Genomic DNA, 14,592 nt, shown 5'->3' on the forward strand with positions numbered 1-14,592 from the left:
GAATCGGTTGTCCTGTCCGTAGGCGGCGTCCGCCGTCACCCAGGCGATCGGCAGCGGCGAGGCCAGAGCTCTGCGGACGATCGTTGCCGCGAGGGTGTTCTTGGTGGCGAACTCCCGCTCGTCGGGGATCTTGGCGGCGCGGCAGCGGTCACGGTCGTCCGTCCAGGACTTGGGCAGGTAGAGCTCCCGGTCCACCAGGGCGCGGCCGGCCGTGCTGGCGTAGGCGGCGAAGACGCCGATCTGGCAGTTCTCGGTGCGGCCAGCGGTGCCGGAGTACTGCCGTTGGACTCCGGCGGAGGTGGTGCCCTTCTTCAGGAAGCCGCTGTCGTCGACGATCAGCACCCCGTCTGGGCGGCCGAGTTGTTCAGCGACGTAGGTCTGCAGGTCATCGCGGACGTCGTCGGAGTTCCAGCGGGCGCGGGAGAGCAGGTGCTGCAGTCCGTCCGGGGTGGCGTGGCCTGCATGTTCGGCGAGCTGCCAGCTGTTTTTGCGGCCTAACGGGGCGAGCAGTGCGCGCACGTAGTCCCGCATCCGGCGGCGGGGTTCGACACGGCCGAAGCGGTGCCCGATGGCGGTGAAGAGGTGGTCCAGGTCGCGGTCCCAGGTCTCGGCTGCCTGTTCTGTGATCACAACCCGAGGCTTCCCAGAGCCCGGGACGACCTTGCCGTCGTGGGCACTCCTTCGAGGGGTGTTCGGGCAGAACCCGTCCGTGACGGCATCCTGCCCGCTACACTCCCACCGCTCGACGTTTCCCCAGGTCAAGCCACGAAGTACTGCTGGAGTACTAGTCCCGCATCGCGAGCCGGGCGTGGAGGGGAATGCCCTGCCATGGGACTACCAGCGCATCATCGCCGCCGTGCGACAGGCCGCCGGACCGGTCATGGCCCGCGAGGTCGGCGAGGTCGTGGGGGTGGAAGTAAGCGTGAAGGCCAAGCTGGAACCGCTGCGCAGCAAGCTGATCAAATTCGCTGATCGCGGCTGGCCCCGCAAACTGCCCGACGGCCGGTTCACCACCCGCCGCTGACCAGCAACACCGCCACTCGAAGCGCTGCGGCACTACCGTAACCGGAACGCCATCGGCGGCCGTTGGAATCGTGTGACGAATACCAAGGAGCACGCCGAGGACACCTGCCCGCTTATCTACCAGTGCCGTCTTCCGCTGTCCACGCACACCGTCAAGCACCTCACTGAAGCTTTCCCTTGATCGTGGACACGTGGAAACTGGGACCTGAGGTTCCAGAGGTTCCAGAGGAAGTAGCACCAGGTGGGAAACAAGTACACAAAGCGGTAATCCGAGGAGTTCAAGCGGGACGCGATCGCGCTCGTCGACTCCCCTTTGAATGTCCGCACGCGGCCAGCGCCCGATCCACCAAACCCGGCGGATACACCCAGGTCAACAGGCCAAGACCCGATAAGTCAAACGCACTTGCGGCCACCCGCACCACCCCCGGGACCCACTCCCGACCAGCCTACGCCACCGCAAAAGCAACGGCATTGGGGCTTAGCCTCGATCTTGCATGACGGCTCGTCAGCTCGGCTGGCGGGCCGTTTCTGCTTGTCCGGGGTGGGTTTTCTGCCTGTAGAAATATCGAGGGCCCGACTGTCGTATCGGGTGGGCGCCGGGCTCCACAGTTCCGGAAATTGGTCTGCTGCTCGTCGGGATGGGGCGATGCCGCTGGCCAGCCAGGGTCCGGCAGGGCGTGCAGGCGAGCGATCGCACTGGTGATCACGTCGATCCAGGGCCAGTGGTCGCCCAGGCGGAGGTAGCGACGGCGGCCGGTGGTGACGAGCTGGGCAGCGGCGGAGAACAGCCTCAACCGCATGCGCTTCGGCTCCCACCGGCGGGCGTCACCGGCCAGGGCGAGCATGGGCATCCAGGCGAGCAGGTCGAGCGCGAGCTGGACAATCTCAAGCCAGACCTGATTCTGGGCGGCGTGGTGGAGGGGCAGGTTGCGCAGGCCGGTGTCGCGGGCGGCACGGATGCGGTCCTCGGCGCGAGCGCGCTGGCGGTGCCGCAACTCCAGCTGGGCGATCGGCGTGTGCTCGGTGTTGGTGGCGAAGCAGGTCAGCCGCATGCCGTCGGCGTCGGTGAAGCGCAATTGTGCGCCGGTGTGCGGCCGTTCCTTGCGGACGATCAGCCTCATCCCCTTCGGCCAGCCCTTGAGGACATCGCCACCAAGCTCGGCGACCCAGGCGCCGTCGCGGATCTCGCCGCCGGGTTCGACGGCCGGGATCCACGCGGAGGCCGGGATCTTCAGCACGGCCCGGTGGATGGCCTCGGTGATGGTCATCCCGACCGAGTAGGACAGCCATCGGCCGCGTGTGGTGAGCCAGTTGAGGAAGTCGTGGGTGCCGCCGGCAGAGTCGGTGGGGATCAGGCTGCGGCGGCCGCGCCGGTACTTCGTCGGCAGCTGGGCCAGCGCCGTGCGGGCCGCTTCGATGTGGTCGGCGGCCGTGTTGCTGCCCGCGTTCCCCGGCCTCAGCAGGCCGGCGACCGGTTCCCCGGACCCCTCGCGGCCGTGGTCGACGAACGCGAACAACGGATGATGGCCGAACGTCTTTTTCCAGGTCTTGGCGGCGCCCTGCTTCTCGGAGTGCGCCAGCACCAGCACGCCGTCGATGTCCACGATGACCTCGCCGCCAGCGTCCGGGGCCGCCTCGCCGGCCAGCCGCCAGACCCGCTCGCGGACTTCGGCCCGTGCCCGACGGACCGCCGCGAGCGCACGGGGCCGGCCTAGGCCAGGGTGTCGACCAGGCGGGAGACTGTCGGGTCGGAGGCCACCGGCCCGAACACGGCGGGCTCGGCCCGCAGCATCGCGACATCGGCTAGGCAGTCCCCCGCCCAGGGCCACGGTAAGCGCGAGGTCCAGCAGAATCTTGCCGGGATCATGGACCGCACGCGCCTTACACCACGGCGCCAGCGCCCCCGATATCGCCGCATCCAGCCCCGCCTTGCGGGCGGTCTCGACCAGCAGCACGGCGCCGGACTGCGAGACCACCCCGCGACCACTGCCCTCAACGCGGACACGCGGGTACGACCCGCCACGCTTACTCACCTGGAAAGTTCCTCCGGCCGGAGCGGGAACAGGGACCTAGACAATCCTCATTCTCGCTGGTCAGAGGCCCTTGCAGCTTTATGACCACCCGTCGTCGACATGATGCTGGGTGAGCGCGTCCAGCGATGTCTCCGCCACATGCACAGTGACGCTCATCGCTGCGATGCGTCGCCGTCGCGGATCGGGACGGCGACGGAGCGAATACCGGCGGCGAGCTCTTCGTCCGCGACTGCCCATCCGCGCCCTCAGTTCGGTGTCGAGCTCATCGGCGCCGAGCCGCCAGGGGGAGGACGCCGGACCTGCTGGGCTCGGCAAGGACGTCGCAATATGCTGGTGCGTGAGGAAAGACCCCGACCGGCCCGCACAGGCATGCCGCCCGGACCGTGTCGTTGGATCCTGTTACCCCGACAGCCAAGGGATCAGAAGCAGGACCGCCCAGGCTCATTCTCCCCGGCGGTCACCACGAGCGCGATGTACAACCGCAGCTCGCACCCTCAGGTCCCGAAAAAAGACGCTGCTATCGTGAGGTGGGGCAGCCCAGCTTCGAGAGGGATCCGCTGATGCAGCCATCCCACACCCGGGTCTTGGTCGAGGCGGCCTACGCGGCCGGAGCCGGTGACCGGCGCGAGGCCGCGATGACGGTGCTGAGGCTGCTTGAGCCGGTGACTCATCACGACGCCGGCGCCCTCATGCTCTGGGACCCGATGGCCCGTGCGCACAGCGCACTCGCCGTGGTCACCTACGGTGATGAAACGGTTGCCGCACTGGGTGACCGTTATGCGGCGAGCGCCGAGAACCGGCTGGTCCGGGAGCGGCGCCTGCCGTTGCGGATCGACGACGTGCCGGGCGACTACCGGCGGTCCCCGATGTACCGAGAGGTGCTGGGACCTGCCGGCTTCGAGGACGGCATGACCGCGTGTCTCTTCTCGGACAGCGGTGTGTACACGGGCATGCTGCATTTCTCCGCGGCGGAGCGCGGCGCGTTCCGGGACGACGCGGCCGAACTCCTCAAGGCCCTGGTGCCCGCGCTTGCTCAGATGTGCGACGTGGCTCGACGGCAGACCACCGGATGCGCCATACCGCCGGGAGCGAACGCCACCCTGATCGACCACACCGGCCGTGCTTGGGCCGTCGAGTCGTGCGCCCCGGCGCTCGCGCCCACGCAGCCCGAGTTCACCGGCTTTCTGCGTCGCTTCATGGCCTCGGCGCAGGTCGCCGCCACTGGGCTGCAGGCGTCGAGTGAAGGGTGGCTCTCGCTGCAGGTCCTGAAGGTGGCCGATCCGCTGGGACGGCCAGAGCCGGCTGTACTGGTGCAGGAGCTTCCGACGGCCGGCTTGCCCTATTCACTCGCGCCGCGCGAGTACGACATCCTGAACGGGATGGCGGCAGGGTTCTCGAACCAGCAGCTGGCATCACAGCGAGACGTCTCCTTGCGCACGGTGACCACGCACGTGGAGCGGATCCTCCACAAGATGGGGCAGCCGTCGCGAGCCGGCGCGGTGGCGTCGGCGCTGCGCGAAGGCATTCTGCGCCTGGACCGCTGACCGCCGCTGTCGGTAGGAATGCGTATTGAGCCACAAGGTGGCCTAGCACCATATTCGAGGTGAAGAGAAGCCCGCGCTGAAGGCGGCCCCCACTCGCCGAGCCGGCTGCTGCCCGACCCCCGCGTCGTCCTATCCCCCTGTCGCCGCCACGGCATCGACAGCCGACCGGGGCTCGTTCATCCCCTCAGGAGGCCCGGCCTTGAACGCTCCAGAAGCTCCGAAAACAGTGTCCGAAAGACCCGACGTCGCGGACGGCGACCGCGGCCGGCTGCACGAGCTCGGTTACGAGCAGGAACTCGCCCGTACGCTCAGCCTGGCCGACGTTGTCATCTACGGCCTGATCTACATGGTGCCGCTCGCCCCCGTCGCGGTGTTCGGCGTCGTCTACAACATGTCCGCCGGCGCCGTCGCCTCGGTCTACGTGGTGGCCGCGATCGCGATGCTGTTCAGTGCCGTCAGCTACAAGGAGATGGCGGTCCGGTTCCCGGTCGCCGGCTCGGTCTACAGCTACGTGCGCATGGGCAGCAACCGCTTCCTCGGGTTTGTCTCAGGGTGGGCCATCCTGCTCGACTACCTGCTGCTGCCCGCGCTGCTGTGCGTCTTCGCGGCCAGCGCGATGACCGGAGTGGTCTCCGGGGTGCCCGCCTGGGTCTGGGTGGTGATCTTCGTCGCCGCGACCGCCCTGATCAACATCATGGGCATCAGCGTCACCGCGGCGATGAACAAGATCTTCCTCTACATCCAGCTGGCCGTTCTGGCCGTGTTCCTGGTCTGGGCTGCCGTGCTCATCTTCCAGGGCCAGGCCCACCTGTCGCTCAACCCGTTCATCCCCGCGGACGGCGGCTCCTGGTCCTTGATCCTCGGTGCGGTCCCCGTCGCCGCGCTCAGCTACATCGGCTTCGACGCGATCTCGACCTTGAACGAGGAGGCCGAGGGCGGCGGCAGAACCGTCTCCAAGGCCACCATGATTGTCCTCTACCAGGTGACCGCGCTGTTCGTCGTGCAGGTCTTCGTGGCGGGCATCCTGGTTCCGACCGGGACGGAATTCGCCGACGGCGACGCGGTCAACAACGCCTTCTACAACGTGGTGGGCACGGCCATGGCGGACTGGTTCAAGACGGTCCTCCTGCTGACCGCCGCCCTGATCGCGATCTTCGCCAACACCATCGCGTCCAACGCCACCTCTTCCCGCCTGGTCTTCAGCATGGCCCGCGACGGGCAGCTGCCGAAGTTCCTGTCGCGGGTCAGCGACAAGCATCAGGTTCCCCTCAACGCGATGATCTTCATCGCAGTCCTGTCGGTGGGAGTCGGCATCCTCGGCGTGGAGCAGGCGGGACTGCTGATCACCCTGGTGACCTTCGGCGCGATCACCGCCTACATCCTCCTCCACGTCAGCGTCTTCACCCACTTCGTCGTCCGAGGCCGCAGCCGCAGCTTCTTCGTCCACTGGGTCTCCCCGATCCTCGGCGCCACACTCCTCCTGGTCGCGCTGTGGAACGCGGACCCCCACGCCAAGATCGTCGGCTCGTGCTGGCTCCTCATCGGCCTCGGCGTGGCGGCGTACTTCAAGCTCACCGGCCGCTCGCTCAGCGGCTCCGACGCCTGACCTCACTCCCGCTCACCGCCGGGCAGCACTCGGCATCGGTCCAAGGCACTGTCACCGAGGCGCGAGCCACAGTCGCTGCCCGGCGCCCGCGAGCCCGTCAAGCATGAAAGGCATCCTCAGTGAGCCCATCGTCCCTGTCCCGTCGCAGCGCAACGGTGTCCCAGCAGCAGGAGGTGAACTGATGCGCACCAGTGCAGATCGCTCGGCCGAGCTGCTCGAAGTGTTCCGTCTGCGCAGCGAGGAACGCCTGCGCAAGGAGTGCACCGACGAGGTCGTCGCTGCCCATGAAGCTGCTCCGCTGGGATTGCACGACGACCGCACCCAACGCGTGCTGCGGGCGCTGCGCAGCCTGCCCGTCTCGGGCAAGCACATCATCTTCTCCGAAGGCCCCGACGGGCCCTGGCGCGTGTCGAAGATCGTCCTGGGTATGCCAGGCAACCTTCTCCTGACCGAACAGTCCTTCGAGGACTACGAAGACGCCATGCGGTACATCTTCACCGCGCGTGCCGCGGCACTGCAGCAGAACTAGAAAGAAACGAGAAGGTCATGGCACTCGCGAGCGGCCGCACGACGACCCAGAACGTCTTCGGCTACACCGATCGCTTCTCCGCCCGCCCTGGCGAGCAACTGTCGTTCCACATCAGCTCTGAAGGCCCTGCGACCTACGACGCCGCCCTGGTGCGCCTGCGACACGGATACGACGGGCAGGCAGGGCCCGGCTTCCTGGAGACCGAGGTCCCCTCCACCATCGACGGCACGTACCCGGGGCAGTACTACGCCTGCCAGCCCGGCTCCTATGTCGAAGTCCCCGACCCGAACGGTTTGCTGGCGACCCCCGGCGCGCTGGTCATCCGCGCCTCCGTCTTCCCGACGCTGCTACGCAACAACCGCTCAGGGAACCTGGGCGCCTACCGGGTCAGCCAGAGCTCGGTCGGCTTCACCGGCGAACGCCAGGCGGTCATGGGCACCTGGGACGCGTCGACCATGACCGGCTGGGCCCTGCTGCTCGACGACGGCAAGCCGTCTTTCGTATGGAGCGAGGGCGGTCAGCGGCGGACCCTCGCCCTGGAACAGGAGCTGACGGCCCACCAGTGGTACCGGCTCGAGGTCGAACTTCCACGATCGGCGGGGCAGATCACCCTGCGGCAGACCCCGCTGGACCACTGCGCGGACCGGGTGGCACCGGCAGCCGCAGCCTCCGTACCCGAGCAGGCGAACGCACCCGCCTCGGCGGCCTGGACGGCTTCCTCCATGCCGTTCCGTATCGGCGCGCTGGCTCGCGAGGACGGTGACCGGCTGCTCGCGGCAACCGCGTTCAACGGGAAGATCGGTGGCATCCGCGTCGAACGCGCCACCGACGACGCCTCCAGGACGCGCGAGCCGGTTGCTGCCTGGCACTTCGGCCGCAGCGAGCGCCCCGACGGGCTGCTGCTGTGGGATGTGGTCGACGAGGGCCCGCACATGCTGCACGGCCGCTGCGTCAACGCGCCCGTCCGGGGCGTCACCGGGCCCACGTTCCAAGGTGTCGTGGAGGACTTCCGGCTCGCGCCGGACGAGTTCGACGCCATCCACTTCCACGACGACGACATCGCTGACGCCCAGTGGCCCGCGGCGTTCACCTTCGAGGTGCCCGAGGACCTGCCCAGCGGCGTCTACGCGGTGCGGCTGCGGGCCGAGGGCATCGAGCAGCACGTGCCCTTCCTCGTCGGGCCCGGCCGCCGGCGCAAGGACGTCGCCATCTTGTTCCCCACGGCCACCTACCTGGCTTACGCCAACGACCGGATCGCCTTCGAGGCGGACGGTATCGAGATGCTCCTCGGCCACACGCCCATCGTCCACAAGGAAGACCTGGTCCTGCAGGACCACCCCGAGTTCGGCCGCTCCCTGTACGAAATCCACAATGACGGGTCCGGTGTGGTGTTCGGCAGCGTCCGCCGCCCGCTGATCAGCCTGCAGCCGCGGTACCGGGCCTCGTTCATGAGCGAAGGTCCCTGGGGCCTGCCCGCCGACCTGTCCCTGGTGCACTGGCTGGAGACGGCGGAGTGCGAGTTCGACGCCCTCACCGACGAGGATCTCGACCGGGAAGGCTACGACTTGCTGCGCGACTACCGCGTTGTGATCACCGGAAGCCACCCCGAATACGTCACGCGGCGCGAGCTCGACGCCCTGGAGGAGTTCACCGCGAACGGCGGCCGGCTGATGTACCTGGGCGGCAACGGGTTCTTCGCGACCGTCTCCTACGACCCCGACGCCCCGCACCTGATGGAGCTGCGCCGGGCCGACGGCGGCACCCGCCCCCACCAGTCCCCCTTCGCCGAGCGTCGCCATACCACCTCGGGCGAGGCCAGCGGCCTGTGGCGCAACAAGGGCAAGGCCCCGCAGCGTCTGGTGGGAGTCGGGATGGCGGCCCAGGGCTTCGACCGCTGCACCTACTACGAGCGCCTTGCGGACAGCCGGGATCCTCGGGCGGCCTTCATCTTCGAAGGCGTCGGCGAGAACGAGCTCCTGGGCGACTTCGGCATCATCGGCGGCGGCGCGGCCGGCTCGGAGATCGACTGCTGGAACCCGGCGCTCGGCTCGCCGCCCGGAACCCTGGTCCTGGCCACCTCCGGGCCTTTCTCCGACAGCTACCTGCTGGTGACCGAGGAGATCTTCGAGATGCTCCCGGGGATGGGCGGAACCGAGCAGCCGGCGGTCCGCGCTGACATGGTCTACTGCGCGCTGGAGGGCGGTGGCGGCTTCTTCTCGGTCGGATCCATAGCCTGGACCGGGTCGCTGTCCCACAACGGGTACGACAACAACATCGCGAAGATCACAGGCAACGTGCTGCGGCGCTTCCGCGACGAGAAGCCGCTGGAGTAGGCCGCCCCTGCTGCCGTGTGCGACCCGCTTCCGCCGACGGAAGCGGGTCGCCTTCGGAAATCCGGCTGCGCAAACCGAAACGCGCAGAGGAGCAGACCACGCTCTGCGGGGCCACATACCCGGCACCGAGCCGGTGCCGGGGGCAAGCGGGGATGCACGGGCCTGGCAGCCGATCACTGTCGCCGCCGTGCTGGTGCTGTCGTCGTCCCCGTCCACGTGGCCCAGCGTCTGTCGTCCGACATCGCCCCCAGCAGCCGGATCGGGATTCGAAGAAACATGCGAGAAGCCACCTATGTGCCGACTGGAGACCCAGTGACCGTTCTGCGCACGCTGCGAAACTACATCGGCGGCGAGTCCCTGGACGCCGCCGACGGGCAGACCATCGAGATCGTTAACCCGGTGACCGGCGAGTCCTACGCGACCTCGCCGCTGTCCGGCCGGGAGGACGTCGACGCCGCCATGGCCGCGGCCGCGGCCGCGTTCCCGGCGTGGCGCGACACCACCCCGGCCGAGCGACAGCGCCTGCTGCTGAAGATCGCGGACGCTTTCGAGGCGAGGGCCGGAGAACTCGTCGCCGTCGAGTCTGAGAACACCGGCAAGCCCCTGGGGCTGACGGCGAGCGAAGAGGTGCCACCGATGGTGGACCAGATCCGCTTTTTCGCCGGCGCCGCGCGCCTGCTGGAGGGCCGCTCGGCCGGTGAGTACATGGACGGCATGACCTCCATCGTCCGGCGTGAGCCCGTCGGGGTCTGTGCGCAGGTCGCACCGTGGAACTACCCGATGCTGATGGCGGTCTGGAAGTTCGCCCCGGCGCTGGCCGCGGGCAACACGGTGGTCCTGAAGCCGTCGGACACCACCCCGGCCTCTACCCTCCTGATGGCCGCGATCATCGGGTCCATCCTGCCCAAGGGCGTCTTCAACGTAGTCTGCGGTGACCGCGACACCGGCAGCCTGATGGTTGAACACCCCACCCCGGCGATGGTCTCCATCACCGGCTCCGTACGGGCCGGCAGGCAAGTCGCCGGGTCCGCGGCCAAGGACGTCAAGCGTGTCCACCTGGAGTTGGGCGGCAAGGCGCCGGTCGTCGTATTCGCCGACGCCGACATCACCCAGGCCGTCGAGGGCATCTCGGTGGCCGGCTTCTTCAACGCCGGTCAGGACTGCACGGCCGCGACCCGCGTCCTCGTACAGGAATCGGTCCACGACGAGTTCGTGACGGCGCTGGCGAGGGCCGCCACCGGCACGAAGACCGGCCGACCCAACGACCCGGACGTGCTGTACGGACCGCTCAACAACGCCAACCAGCTCACGCAGGTCTCCGGCTTCATCGAGCGTCTGCCCGCCCACGCCAAGATCGAGGCAGGCGGCCATCGCGTCGGCAACAAGGGCTATTTCTACGCCCCCACCGTCGTCTCCGGCCTCAAGCAGGACGACGAGATCATCCAGAACGAGGTGTTCGGCCCGGTCATCACCGTCCAGCCCTTCCGCGACGAGGCACAGGCCCTGGAATACGCCAACGGCGTCGACTACGCCCTGGCCTCGTCGGTGTGGACCAAGGACCACGCACGCGCGATGCGCATGTCCAAGACGCTGGACTTCGGCTGCGTGTGGATCAATACCCACATCCCACTGGTCGCCGAGATGCCCCACGGCGGCTTCAAACAATCTGGCTACGGCAAGGATCTGTCCGCGTATGGCCTCGAGGACTACACCCGTATCAAGCACGTCATGACGTCACTGGACGCGTGACGCCCGCGCCGACGCCGCCAGTGCCAAGCCGGATCGCCCAGCCGGGATCCCGACATCCGCCCGAAGTGAGGAAGGGATCCGCTGCGGAGGAGTCCGAGAACCCCTCTGAACTGGAGCAACGTCCGGGCAGCCGGGTTCTCCTCGTCCATCCTGGACGCCTTCGGGACGCAAGGATAGGAACAGACCGATCTCCAGCCAGATCTGGTTCCGGGCGAAGTCGTGCAGGGGGAAGTTGCGCAGGCCGGTGTCATGGGCGTTGCGGATGCGGTCCTTGCAGCGGGCGCGCTGGCGGTGGCTCAATTCGAGCCCGGCGATCGCCTTGCCGGGGGTGTTGGTAGCAAGCAGGTGATGCGCCTGCCGTCGGCGTCGGTGAAGCGGAGTTGGGCGCCGGAGTGTGGACGTTCCTTGCGGACGATCAGGCGCATCCCCTTCGGCCAACCCGTCAGGCAGTCCCGGCGAGTTCGGCGACCCAGGCACCGTCGCGGATCTCGCAGTCCGGATCGACGGCGGGTGTCCAGGCCGATGCCTGGATCTTCAGTACGGCATGGTGGATGGTGTCGGTGATGGTCGTGCCGACCGCGTTGGACAGCCACCAGCCGCGTGGAGTGAGCCAGTTGAGGAACTCGCGGGTGCCGCAGCCGGAGCCGGTGCGGATCAGGGTGCGGCGCCCGCGCCGGTAGGTCTTGGGGAGGTGGGCCAGGGCCAGTTCGGTGGCGGTGATGCGGTCGGCGGCGGTGTTGCTGCCCGCCTTCCCCTGAGCGCAGGCGACCGGCTCACCGGCACCGCCTGCCTCGTGGTCGACGAATCCCCATGATCGGATGGTGGCCGAATGTCCGCTTCTAGGCCGCGGTGACATCCTGCTTGTCGGAGTGCGCGATCACCAGCACCCGTCCAGGTCCACGATCACCTGTCCGCTCGCGGACCTGGGAGCGGGCCCGGCGGATCGCAGTCAGCGCCCGCTTCCCACCCGTGTCGATGAGGCAGGAGCCCGTCGGGTCGGAGGCCACCGACCCGAACACCGCCGGCTCGGCCCGCAGCATGGCAGCGTCGGCCAGGCAGTCCCCACCCAGCGCGACCGCGAGCGCCACATCGAGCAGGATCTTGTCCGGATCATGCACCGCTCGCTGCTTGCGGCACGGCGTCAACGCCCTCGATATCACCGTATCCAGGCCGCTTTTGCGGACCGTCTCCACCAACAACACGGCCCCGGCCTGCGAGACCGCTCCGCGGCCACCGTCCTCGACGCGGACGCGCAGGTAGGACCCGAGACTCTTCTTCACCTGAGGAGTGCAGCTTTCCTGACGACGGCATGACCCTAGACAAGTCACATCGTCCCAGGTCAGAGGTACTCCTCGTCTATTCGAACACTCACGGTCGCGAAAGCGCGAGGTTAGTGCCGCGGCACTGGTACCGCCATGTGCTTGTTCTGACTGCTGGGCAGTGGCATGGGCTGTGTCCGCGTCGTTTGCAGCGGCTGATGCGGGCTCGGTGTTGTCGTCGACAGCGCCATGCCGACCAGTTCGGGATGCGGCCGGTCGGGGGCACGTCCGACCGGCCGTCCGGTGGTGCGCGGGTTCGCACCTGCGGTACATGCGTGCGCCGGGCCGGTGGCAAGGGATGCCACCGGCCCTGCGGGCGATCGGCTCGGGTCAGCCGAAGGTCAACCCGGTCGTCTTGTTGGACATGTCGCCCATGGTCGTCATGGAGCGCTTCGGGCCGGTGGTGTCACCGCCGTTGCGGACCTGGTGCTCGTAGTGGTTGACGTCGCAGGTGTTGAAGCCCTGGAAGGACGAGATCCGGTCGTTCCACGAGGGCCAGGCGTCCCGGACGTCGTTCACGGTGAAGTCCCGCTGCCCGTCCTCCACACAGGGCCCGTCCGCCGTGATGGTGAGGGTGCCGCCGGAGGAGCTGAGGTTGGCGATGTCGTACTCGATGGATAGGACGTAGTCGACCGCTGCGGCGGTGGCCTCCGTCGCGGGCATGGGCCCCTCCAGCCGCTTCAGGAACGACGTGTCGGAAAGGGCTGTACGGGCTACGGGCGACGCGTTGGTCACCTTCCCATTGGTGGCGTCGACGACGGCCGCGCGAAAGGTGCTGTGACATGCCGTAGCACCCGTGGACACGTTGTACACGCAGTGTCCATTGGTACCTTCGACAGCGCCTGCCTGTCCCGATACGGCGACGACGCCGCCGAACAACAGGCCTGCAGCGAGAACCGATCCGGCTGAGGCACGCAATGCGTTCATATTTTCCCCCATTCCGGGCCGATGGTTGACCGGCCCGTTCCGATACGGCGCATGCGGTGAATCCACTGGTCAGGCATTGACCGCATGTACAGGTCAGTTCCCTAACCGTCACACGATCTCCCACTCACCACAAGAATGCTTTTCTGTCACGGCAGGTGCACGAGGCACGGGAAATCGGCCATTCCGCCTTGCGTACATCCCTCGAGACCCCCCTTGTCCACAGTGGGGGACGCGACTTCAGGGCTGCGTGGCGCGGTGCGCGACAGCGCTTGCTGCGTTGTCCCGCCCCCCGATTGCCCCCGTGTCGCCGAGGGTCCATGTGAGGAGGGGGCGCCATGACGCTGGAGCCCCTCCCGATGACGGCGCGGACGTGCCGGCCAGATGAGGGCATGGGCGGCTTCGAGCTGTCTGACCGGTCCGGCCAGGTCGACCGATCCGGACGACCGTCAGACGAGGACGTTCTTGTAGAAGACGTTGGAGAGGCGTTCGCCCACTCCCCCACCGGAGGCGAAGCCGAAGAAGAGGCGGGGCTCTCCTCCGGCGGTGGTGTAGACGGCCATGCCCTCCGGTTCACGGAAGGTGAGGGTGGAGCCGGCCCCGGTGAGGAACTCCTCCGCTATCTGTCCGGTGTTCATGTTGACGCTCCAGAGGACCGCGTCTGTGTTGGCCTCGCCGGTGACGTCCTTGCTGTGGCCCGTGAGACAGTACAAGTACTGGCCGTATGCCGTGTACCCCTGGAAGTTCGCGGCGTCGATCCGGGACGGTTCCTGGAAGTCCACCAGGCGGCTGCCGAAGTTGCCGTTGGTGGCGTCGGTCAGGTCGTACGCGGCGAAGCGGTGGGTGGCCGAGCCCGTCGGCCGGTAGCGCACGATCAGGCGATTGTGCGTGGGGTCGATGGCACAGGTGTGCCGGTTCGCCGAGGAGACGGGCGTGTGCTTCGTGACCGCCGACGACGAGGCGCTCAGCGTAGTGCCGTTGGTGTACTTGAAGCGCCCCAGCCGCTGTCCGTAGCCGCTGGTGTCCGCGACTGCGTCGACCCACAGATACGTCGAGGAGCCCACGGCCTGCGCGCCTATGGAGACCGCGTGGCCGAAGCCCGTCAGGTACATGTGGCCGATCGCGTTCCAGGTCGACCAGGAGAGTTCGGTGATGCACAGGTCGCCCGAGTTGGCCCCCGAGCCCTGGCGCAACTGGGCCACGAACAACCGCTGGTTGGTCTGGTCGAAGGCAAAGCTCTGCATCACCGTGCCGTCCCGAAGCGCCCGGCCCCGGTAGAGGTCGTTTGAGGAGGTCGTGGTCAGCGTGAACCGCTGAGAGGTCGGTACCGCGGCCGACGCGGCCCCCGTGCCGTATCCGAGCCCTACCGCGGCCAGTGAGAGACCTCCTCCCGCGCGGAGCAGGGTGCGGCGGCTCAAGGCGTCGTTCATGGGTTCTCCCGTTGGTTGGTGAGACCTGCTTGATCAGCCCGATGAGCCTACGTGAAAGGGCCCTGGAGGAAGATCTCCCGGGCCCCGACCACCGTTGTACGA

10 protein-coding genes and 1 pseudogene are annotated in these 14,592 nt (G+C 68.0%); 6 read left to right on the top strand and 5 right to left on the bottom strand.

Annotated elements, in window-relative coordinates:
* The coding region (locus tag ACFU5F_RS33780; protein ID WP_383895718.1) for an IS701 family transposase at positions 1-630 on the bottom strand (630 nt) is incomplete at its 3' end.
* A 178-nt stretch (positions 631-808) separates the two neighbouring features.
* Here ACFU5F_RS33780 and ACFU5F_RS33785 point away from each other — a divergent pair.
* On the top strand, positions 809-1,024 hold the full coding sequence (locus tag ACFU5F_RS33785; protein WP_383895721.1) for a hypothetical protein: 216 nt from the start codon (positions 809-811) through the stop codon (positions 1,022-1,024).
* Between the two features lie 445 nt (positions 1,025-1,469).
* On the opposite strand, the gene ACFU5F_RS33790 is transcribed toward ACFU5F_RS33785, so the two are convergent.
* Complete coding sequence (locus ACFU5F_RS33790; RefSeq protein ID WP_383895724.1) at positions 1,470-3,056, bottom strand: IS1380 family transposase; 1,587 nt, start codon at positions 3,054-3,056, stop codon at positions 1,470-1,472.
* Positions 3,057-3,583: 527 nt separating this feature from the next.
* Here ACFU5F_RS33790 and ACFU5F_RS33795 point away from each other — a divergent pair.
* The 5 genes from ACFU5F_RS33795 (at position 3,584) to ACFU5F_RS33815 (ending at position 10,817) form a co-directional block, all read left to right on the top strand.
* The gene (locus tag ACFU5F_RS33795) at positions 3,584-4,600 is read left to right on the top strand and encodes a LuxR C-terminal-related transcriptional regulator (RefSeq protein WP_383895727.1); all 1,017 of its coding nucleotides are present in this window, start codon (positions 3,584-3,586) and stop codon (positions 4,598-4,600) included.
* A gap of 226 nt (positions 4,601-4,826) precedes the next feature.
* The gene (locus ACFU5F_RS33800) at positions 4,827-6,206 is read left to right on the top strand and encodes an APC family permease (protein WP_383895730.1); all 1,380 of its coding nucleotides are present in this window, start codon (positions 4,827-4,829) and stop codon (positions 6,204-6,206) included.
* Between the two features lie 181 nt (positions 6,207-6,387).
* Positions 6,388-6,735 (top strand): hypothetical protein, encoded by a 348-nt coding sequence (locus ACFU5F_RS33805; protein ID WP_383895732.1) that lies wholly within the window; start codon positions 6,388-6,390, stop codon positions 6,733-6,735.
* A 17-nt stretch (positions 6,736-6,752) separates the two neighbouring features.
* Complete coding sequence (locus ACFU5F_RS33810; protein WP_383895735.1) at positions 6,753-9,068, top strand: N,N-dimethylformamidase beta subunit family domain-containing protein; 2,316 nt, start codon at positions 6,753-6,755, stop codon at positions 9,066-9,068.
* Positions 9,069-9,380: 312 nt separating this feature from the next.
* Positions 9,381-10,817 (top strand): gamma-aminobutyraldehyde dehydrogenase, encoded by a 1,437-nt coding sequence (locus ACFU5F_RS33815; protein ID WP_383895738.1) that lies wholly within the window; start codon positions 9,381-9,383, stop codon positions 10,815-10,817.
* A 186-nt stretch (positions 10,818-11,003) separates the two neighbouring features.
* Here ACFU5F_RS33815 and ACFU5F_RS33820 read toward each other — a convergent pair.
* The 3 genes and pseudogenes from ACFU5F_RS33820 to ACFU5F_RS33830 form a co-directional block, all read right to left on the bottom strand.
* Positions 11,004-12,097: pseudogene (locus tag ACFU5F_RS33820) on the bottom strand (transposase); the annotation flags it as partial.
* A 369-nt stretch (positions 12,098-12,466) separates the two neighbouring features.
* Positions 12,467-12,799: a hypothetical protein gene (locus ACFU5F_RS33825; protein ID WP_383895741.1), complete on the bottom strand. Its 333-nt coding sequence runs from the start codon at positions 12,797-12,799 to the stop codon at positions 12,467-12,469.
* A 710-nt stretch (positions 12,800-13,509) separates the two neighbouring features.
* Entirely contained in the window at positions 13,510-14,490 is a 981-nt protein-coding gene (locus tag ACFU5F_RS33830; RefSeq protein WP_383895744.1) for a teichoic acid biosynthesis protein C, read from the bottom strand.
* Positions 14,491-14,592: the final 102 nt, after the last annotated feature.

The sequence above is a fragment of the Streptomyces sp. NPDC057438 genome, assembly GCF_042802995.1.
Lineage (GTDB): Bacteria > Actinomycetota > Actinomycetes > Streptomycetales > Streptomycetaceae > Streptomyces.